Here is a 7,043-nt window from a genome sequence, read left to right on the forward strand (position 1 = left end):
AATGTCAAATGAAATTCATGGATCGCACGCTGATAGCGGCGATTTGAAACGAAGCTTGTCCAACCGACACCTGCAATTGATTGCGATTGGTGGTGCGATTGGTACAGGTTTATTTATGGGGTCAGGAAAGACCATCAGTTTAGCTGGTCCGTCCATCCTTATTATCTATATGATTATTGGTTTTATGGTTTTCCTCGTCATGCGTGCATTAGGCGAGTTATTACTATCAAATCTTGAATATAAATCTTTTATCGATTTTGCAACCGACTTAATCGGCCCGTGGGCAGGTTATTTTGTGGGTTGGACCTATTGGCTGTGCTGGATCACTATAGGGATTGCTGATTTATCGGCCATCATTTATTACCTGCAATTCTTTAATGGAGGTAACCCGTTCTCGCCCGAAGAAGGGGTGATGATCAGTGTTGCCGCCATTGTTTTTATCATGGGTTTAAACCTTGTTACGGTTAAACTTTTTGGTGAATTAGAGTTTTGGTTTGCACTGATTAAGATTATTGCAATCGTGGTGCTCATTGGTGTCGGTCTTTGGATGATCTTTACCGGTTTTACCTCATCGACAGGTGAAATCGCATCATTCACACATTTATGGTCACATGGTGGTCTATTCCCAACAGGAGTAACTGGCTTCTTGGCAGGTTTCCAAATCGCCATTTTTGCCTTTGTCGGCGTAGAACTCGTGGGTACTACGGCAGCAGAAACCAAAGATCCAGAACACAACTTGCCTAAAGCTGTGAACTCGATTCCGATTCGTATCATTATTTTCTATGTGCTGGCACTTGTGATTGTGATGTCCGTTACGCCATGGAATGCCATTGACCCAAGCATTTCACCATTCGTGAACTTGTTTAGCCAAGCCGGTATTGCTGCTGCTGCGATTATTATGAACTTGGTTGTGTTGTCATCAGTTATGTCATCGATGAATAGTGGTGTGTTCTCGACTTCACGTATGTTGTTTGGTTTATCTCGTGAAGAGCAAGGTCCAAAAGCGTTTGGCCGTCTAAACTCACGTGCAGTTCCGGCAAATGCGTTGTATTTCTCGGCAGTTTGTTTACTGTTGGGTGCGGCATTACAGTATTTCGTACCGAACACGGTTGAAGCCTTCACTTTAGCAACTACACTGTCGACGATTTTATTTATCTGCGTATGGCTCATGATTATCTGGAGTTATATCGTTTACTATAAAACTCGTCCTGAGTTGCATGCGAAATCAACCTTTAAACTACCGGGTGGTTTATATACCTGTTGGCTCGTGATTATCTTCTTCATCGGCATGATTTATGTCTTGTCGCTAGAAGCAGATACCATGAAAGCGCTCATGGTGAGCCCGATTTGGTTCATCATATTGATTATTGGCTATTTCGGTTTTTATAAGAAAAAGCACCATTAATTTACATTTTTAATCTGATGTAAAAACATAAATAGCTGCTCCTGAGGGGGCAGCTTTTTTATTTGGATATGGACTTATTTTAAGTTAAAACAGACTGTTTATTAGCGTTTCGATTTGTATTAAATAGCATTCAAATTGATATGCTATTTCAGTGAAATCAATAGCCTGATCGAGCTAGAAATAAAGACAAATAAGGATTGAAAATAGCACCATCAAAATTTGCTTAAATTTAGTGCAGAATGGCAAAAAGCTCACTTGGAATTACAGGGCTTTTCTTTTATCCGCGGGTTGATCACGTTATACTCGGAAAAATCTTTTCATTAGGTACGTTTATGTATCGTTTTATGAATTATAAAATTATTGTATTAGCAAGTGCTGTGCTGCTGACCGCTTGTGGTCAGTCTGGTGCATTGCATTTACCTTCAGATGCAAATGCAGATAAGCGCGCAAAATATCTGATTTATCCAGATACGCCTGCACATCAAAAGCAGGAAAAACAAGCGGCTCCTGTTGCAACTGAATCGGAATCTTCAAATTCTAACCCTACACCTTAATGCTTTTATAGAAAGGATACTTTCATGAGTTTCACCCGTACGAATGGGGTATTGCATGCAGAGCAATGTTCTTTACAACAGCTTGCACAGCAATATGGCACACCGCTTTATGTTTATTCAAAAGCTACTTTTGAAAAGCATTATTCAGATATGGATCGTGCATTTAGCTTTATCGACCATCAAATTTGTTTTGCGGTAAAGTCAAACTCTAATCTTGCGGTGTTAAACGTACTTGCCAAGCAGGGCGCTGGTTTTGATATCGTGACGGGTGGTGAACTCGCACGTGTGTTAAAAGCCGGTGGTGAAGCTTCTAAAATTGTATTCTCAGGTTTGGGTAAAACTGAAGCCGATATCCAAAAAGCATTGGACGTGGGTATTGCATGTTTTAACGTAGAATCTCATGCAGAGCTAGATCGAATCCAAAAAGTTGCTGCGGCAATGGGTAAGAAAGCACCGATTTCATTGCGTGTAAATCCAGATGTGGATGCTAAAACCCATCCTTATATCTCTACGGGTTTAAAAGAAAATAAATTCGGCATTCCTTCAGACAGCGTTTTTGAAACTTATGCGTATGCGGCATCATTGCCAAATCTTGAGATTATCGGGATTGATTGTCATATCGGCTCACAGTTGACTGAAACTCAGCCTTTTGTTGATGCACTTGATCGTGTCATTGTGATGATCAATCAACTGAAAGAGATGGGTATTCATCTAAAACATATCGATATCGGTGGTGGCTTAGGCGTAACGTACAAAGACGAAGTTCCGCCAACCGTTGAAGAATATGCTCAGGCAATGCGTCCAGCTTTAGAGAAATTAGGCCTTAAGGTGTATATGGAACCGGGGCGTAGTATTTCTGCAAATGCAGGTGTGTTGTTAACCAAAGTTGATTTACTCAAACCGACCAATCATCGTAATTTTGCCATTATTGATGCTGCTATGAACGACTTAATCCGTCCCGCTTTATATGAAGCATGGATGGATATTCAGGAAGTAACGCCTCGTACTGATACAGAAAAGAAAGACTGGGATGTTGTTGGTGCGATTTGTGAAACCGGAGATTTCCTCGGAAAGCAACGTCATTTGGCGATTCAAGAAAATGATGTGCTTGCAGTATTGGGTGCGGGTGCTTATGGTTTTGTCATGAGCTCAAACTACAACAGCCGCGGACGTGCTGCTGAAGTGATGGTTGATGGTGATCAGTCTCATTTGATTCGTGAGCGTGAAACCATCGAATCCTTATGGGAACGTGAACGTTTATTGCCTTAAGGAGAAATTCGAGATGTTATTAGAATTTACCAAAATGCATGGCCTTGGCAATGACTTTATGGTGGTCGATCTAATTAGCCAACGGGCTTATTTAGATACAGTGACGATTCAGCGTTTGGCTGACCGTCATTTTGGTATTGGTTTTGATCAGCTTTTGATTGTAGAGCCACCTGATTTGCCTAATGTCGATTTTAAATATCGTATTTTTAATGCAGATGGTTCGGAAGTTGAACAATGCGGTAATGGCGTACGTTGTTTTGCGCGCTTTGTGCATGAACGTAAGTTGACCAGCAAAACCAAAATCAAAGTACAAACCAAGTCAGGTATCGTAGAGCCTGAATTAGGTGCGAATGGTTGGGTGCGCGTCAACATGGGTTATCCACGCTTTTTGCCGCATGAAATTCCATTTATTGCGGAAGAGCCTGAAAACTTATACGACATTGCATTGGCGAATAATGAACAACTCACCATTGATGTGGTGAGTATGGGTAATCCGCATGCAGTGACGATCGTTCCTGATGTTATTACCGCAGACGTTGCTAAAATTGGTCCACAAGTCGAATCGCATGAGCGTTTTCCACAGCGTGTAAATGCAGGTTTTATGCAAATTGTGGACGAGAAACATGCACGCTTACGTGTATTTGAACGTGGTGTCGGTGAAACTATGGCCTGTGGTACAGGTGCTTGTGCAGCGGCAGTATCAGGTATGCGTCGTGGTTTATTAGCTAATTCGGTCGAAATAGAGTTGGCAGGTGGTAAGCTGCAAATTGAGTGGCAAGAAGGTGGTGTGGTTTGGATGACTGGACCAACTGCAACAGTTTACGAAGGACGCTTAGATTTAAGTTACTTCCAAGGTTAAAATCAAAGCCCTGATTCATTCAGGGCTTTTTTCATAAAATAAAAAGTGAATAAAAAATTATAATTCAATTGGATTGGAATCAACATGGAACAAATAAACGAAGAAATAAAAGAAGAAATCTTAGAACAACTTTTTCATAAAGCCTTACATGAACCCGCGTATCGACCCGAATTTTTAGCTCAGTTATTGGCAGCCAATGTGTATTGTGTGGGAACAACAGGGGGACGTGATTCACGCATTGCCGAAGATTTGATCTTGGATGAAGGCGACAGTGTTCAATTGAAATCATGGGAAGATGAAACATATGATTGCGTCATTCCATTTTTTACGTCCTTGGAAAAAATGCGTTTAGCAATATCTGAAGAGGAGTCGTATATCCGGCTACCAACCAAGGCATTATTTGAAATGACTTTAGGAGCAAGGCTTGTATTGAATCCACAATCACCTGATGCGACGAAGGACTTTGTACCAGAAGAAATTCAACATTTGCTGAACGGGCAGTATATTCAGCCCTCAGAAAACTATGAAGTTACGGAAGATACGGAAGTTTTAATTGGTCAGCCGGCGGAATATCCGCAGTTTATGATTGATCAATTAAGCATTTTTTTCGGCACAGAGCGTGTGGTAAAAGCTGCTTATTTAGCGCAAATGCTGAATCAAGCTCGAGATGATTCACCGACTTTGTTGATCGGATTAGATTTAGAAGCAGGATTATCTGAACAACAAATTCAAGAATTGCACAGTAAAATTGGTCGTATCACACAGGATAGTTTAAAAGAGCAATGCCCAGTGGATTTAATCCATGTCAATCCGCACAGTGTCGATGGTGTAGAAGGGTATTTGCTTAATGAAACGCAAGCTTTTTACCAACGTGTTGATGGTAAGCCTAAGGGGTTCTTTGCTAGACTCTTTTCATAAAACAGATATGTAAGATCGCTTTAGAGAACGTACCACAACGCTAAAGCACATGTTGAAATGGGAGAAGACAGGTGACGATGGATCAGAGTCAACTACTGGCTATGTGGTTGAAGGAACGTGAAATTCAAAATCAGTCTAAACATACCTTGCAAGCGTATGAGCGCGATGTCAGTGATTTTCTCCAATTTTGTACAATACGCAACTTGCCACTGCATGATGTCGAAAAGTCAGATCTGCGTGAATTTGTTGCTCATAAAGTGGAACAGTTTCAGCTCAGTCCAAGTAGTTTGCAGCGCATGTTATCTTCGATACGCCAATTTATGAAATGGGCAGAACAAGGAAATTATCTCAATTTTAATCCTGCAGATGATTTTCAGCTCAAACGCCAATCACGTCCTTTACCTGGATTGGTCGATATTGAAACCATTAAACAAATCATGGAACAGCCTGAGCCGGAAAGTGAAACTCAACGGCAGCTTTGGATACGTGATAAAGCGATTTTGGAGCTGCTCTATTCAAGTGGTTTACGTTTGGCTGAAGTGCAGGGCTTAACCATTCGAGATATTGATTTTAATCGCCAACTGTTACGTATTACGGGTAAAGGGAATAAAACGCGCATTGTACCTTTTGGTTCTAAAGCCAAAGAGGCTGTGATGCATTGGTTGCAATTATATCCTGCATGGCATGGTGATTTTGTCCCAGAAGCCCAAGTTTTTATCACTCAAAAAGGTAATCCACTGGGGGTAAGACAAATAGAAAATCGAGTTAAATTTCAAGCTCGACGTGCAGGTGTAAATGTCGATTTACATCCGCATTTATTACGACATTGCTTCGCTAGCCATATGTTGTCCAATAGCGGTGACTTGCGTGCTGTACAAGAAATGTTGGGTCATAGTAATTTAACCACTACACAAATTTATACCCATGTGGATTTTGATCGATTGGCACAAGTGTATGATCAGGCCCATCCAAGGGCACAGCATAAAGATTCGTAACAATTGCAAAAACGACTTTGGTACTCAGTGGTCTAAATTTTGCTTAAATTCACAGGCTAGATTTCACATTTTGCATCCTAAAGTGGTCTACTTCATGAAAATTAAATAAGGATGTGAAAAAATATTGGTAAAATTGACCGACATTTTGAACTATTGTCGCATTATAAAAATTCAAATTATCGGGTATAAAAATTGTCCATTATTGAATTGACGTAAGTGCCGAAGTGAAATTCGCCATTTACTAAATTGCTGTACCGTTAAAAATATATAGGCCATACCATGATTTCAGATATTCAAGAAAAATATGACCAGTTAAATGGTCAGCAAAAAGAAATTTTTGCAGGATACGGCTTACGCCAGATCAAACACTTTGTTGAAATCAGTTTGCCTGAAGTAGAAGCTGTATTGCCTGAAGGTGCGCAGCTACAAGGGATTAATGCCGATGGTAAAGTTCAGGCGTTTAATGCGGCGACGGGCCAATACTTTATTTGGATTTCGGATAAACAGTGGCAGCTTAGCAATAAAGCAACTGTAAAATTTGACAGCAAAGAAGATGCTCTCACCATTTGGCGCATTTTTGATTTGGCACAATATGAACTTATTGACCTAAGCCACATCCATCGTGACTTTTTGGAAAATCAGCCAGCCTAAACTATCCGGCAAATATACAACTCATGGGCTATCTTCATTGGATTTGGATGTTTAGCCCTTATATCACTTATACCATGACATCTTGATTTGCTCTTGTGCAGAGCGTTAGAGTGTTGACCTCATTTGGTTTTAAGCTTTCAAATGTACATTTGAGGTGAGCCGATGGACTTTCTTTGCATAGCTTAGCTGCCTAAACAAAATCTCTAAATGCCAACCCTTTTCGCTGCTCAGTGATTTAATTCATTCAGTCTTGATAGTGTGAGCCGGCTTTGTTGCACAAACCTATCTGTAAAGGCTTTTTCAGCGATATAATTTTCAAATGAAGAAGCCTACACACAAAATCTACCGCACAACCAATTGGCCCGCATATAACCGAGCACTCATGAGTCGCG

7 protein-coding genes are annotated in these 7,043 nt (G+C 40.7%); all 7 read left to right on the forward strand.

Translation table 11 applies throughout. The features are described 5' to 3' along the window. The first annotated feature begins 1 nt into the window (after position 1). The 7 genes from FTT77_RS13915 to FTT77_RS13945 all read left to right on the forward strand — a co-directional run bounded on the left by FTT77_RS13915 (position 2) and on the right by FTT77_RS13945 (position 6,651). Positions 2–1,405: an amino acid permease gene (locus FTT77_RS13915; RefSeq protein ID WP_078192075.1), complete on the forward strand. Its 1,404-nt coding sequence runs from the start codon at positions 2–4 to the stop codon at positions 1,403–1,405. A 344-nt stretch (positions 1,406–1,749) separates the two neighbouring features. Then, a complete protein-coding gene (locus tag FTT77_RS13920) occupies positions 1,750–1,959 on the forward strand; it encodes a lipoprotein (protein WP_373684424.1) in 210 nt (69 codons plus the stop codon). A gap of 24 nt (positions 1,960–1,983) precedes the next feature. Further along, on the forward strand, positions 1,984–3,228 hold the full coding sequence (gene lysA, locus FTT77_RS13925; RefSeq protein WP_180003346.1) for a diaminopimelate decarboxylase: 1,245 nt from the start codon (positions 1,984–1,986) through the stop codon (positions 3,226–3,228). 13 nt (positions 3,229–3,241) lie between these two features. Continuing rightward, positions 3,242–4,087, forward strand: a complete 846-nt coding sequence (gene dapF, locus FTT77_RS13930) for a diaminopimelate epimerase (protein ID WP_111883917.1) — start codon at positions 3,242–3,244, stop codon at positions 4,085–4,087. An 84-nt stretch (positions 4,088–4,171) separates the two neighbouring features. Then, a complete protein-coding gene (locus FTT77_RS13935; protein WP_180109449.1) occupies positions 4,172–5,005 on the forward strand; it encodes an enhanced serine sensitivity protein SseB C-terminal domain-containing protein in 834 nt (277 codons plus the stop codon). A gap of 77 nt (positions 5,006–5,082) precedes the next feature. Next, positions 5,083–6,000, forward strand: a complete 918-nt coding sequence (locus FTT77_RS13940; protein ID WP_180026696.1) for a tyrosine recombinase XerC — start codon at positions 5,083–5,085, stop codon at positions 5,998–6,000. A gap of 279 nt (positions 6,001–6,279) precedes the next feature. Then, on the forward strand, positions 6,280–6,651 hold the full coding sequence (locus FTT77_RS13945) for a hypothetical protein (RefSeq protein ID WP_218947587.1): 372 nt from the start codon (positions 6,280–6,282) through the stop codon (positions 6,649–6,651). Positions 6,652–7,043: the final 392 nt, after the last annotated feature.

The organism is Acinetobacter sp. YH01010, from assembly GCF_013420775.1.
GTDB lineage: Bacteria > Pseudomonadota > Gammaproteobacteria > Pseudomonadales > Moraxellaceae > Acinetobacter > Acinetobacter amyesii.

What these genes read in the sequence shown, in the direction of transcription:
- lysA (WP_180003346.1), top strand. Translation starts at nt 1,984, where the DNA reads ATGAGTTTCACCCGTACGAATGGGGTATTGCATGCAGAGCAATGTTCT.
- FTT77_RS13945 (WP_218947587.1), top strand. Translation starts at nt 6,280, where the DNA reads ATGATTTCAGATATTCAAGAAAAATATGACCAGTTAAATGGTCAGCAA.
- FTT77_RS13920 (WP_373684424.1), top strand. Translation starts at nt 1,750, where the DNA reads ATGAATTATAAAATTATTGTATTAGCAAGTGCTGTGCTGCTGACCGCT.
- dapF (WP_111883917.1), top strand. Translation starts at nt 3,242, where the DNA reads ATGTTATTAGAATTTACCAAAATGCATGGCCTTGGCAATGACTTTATG.
- FTT77_RS13915 (WP_078192075.1), top strand. Translation starts at nt 2, where the DNA reads ATGTCAAATGAAATTCATGGATCGCACGCTGATAGCGGCGATTTGAAA.
- FTT77_RS13940 (WP_180026696.1), top strand. Translation starts at nt 5,083, where the DNA reads ATGGATCAGAGTCAACTACTGGCTATGTGGTTGAAGGAACGTGAAATT.
- FTT77_RS13935 (WP_180109449.1), top strand. Translation starts at nt 4,172, where the DNA reads ATGGAACAAATAAACGAAGAAATAAAAGAAGAAATCTTAGAACAACTT.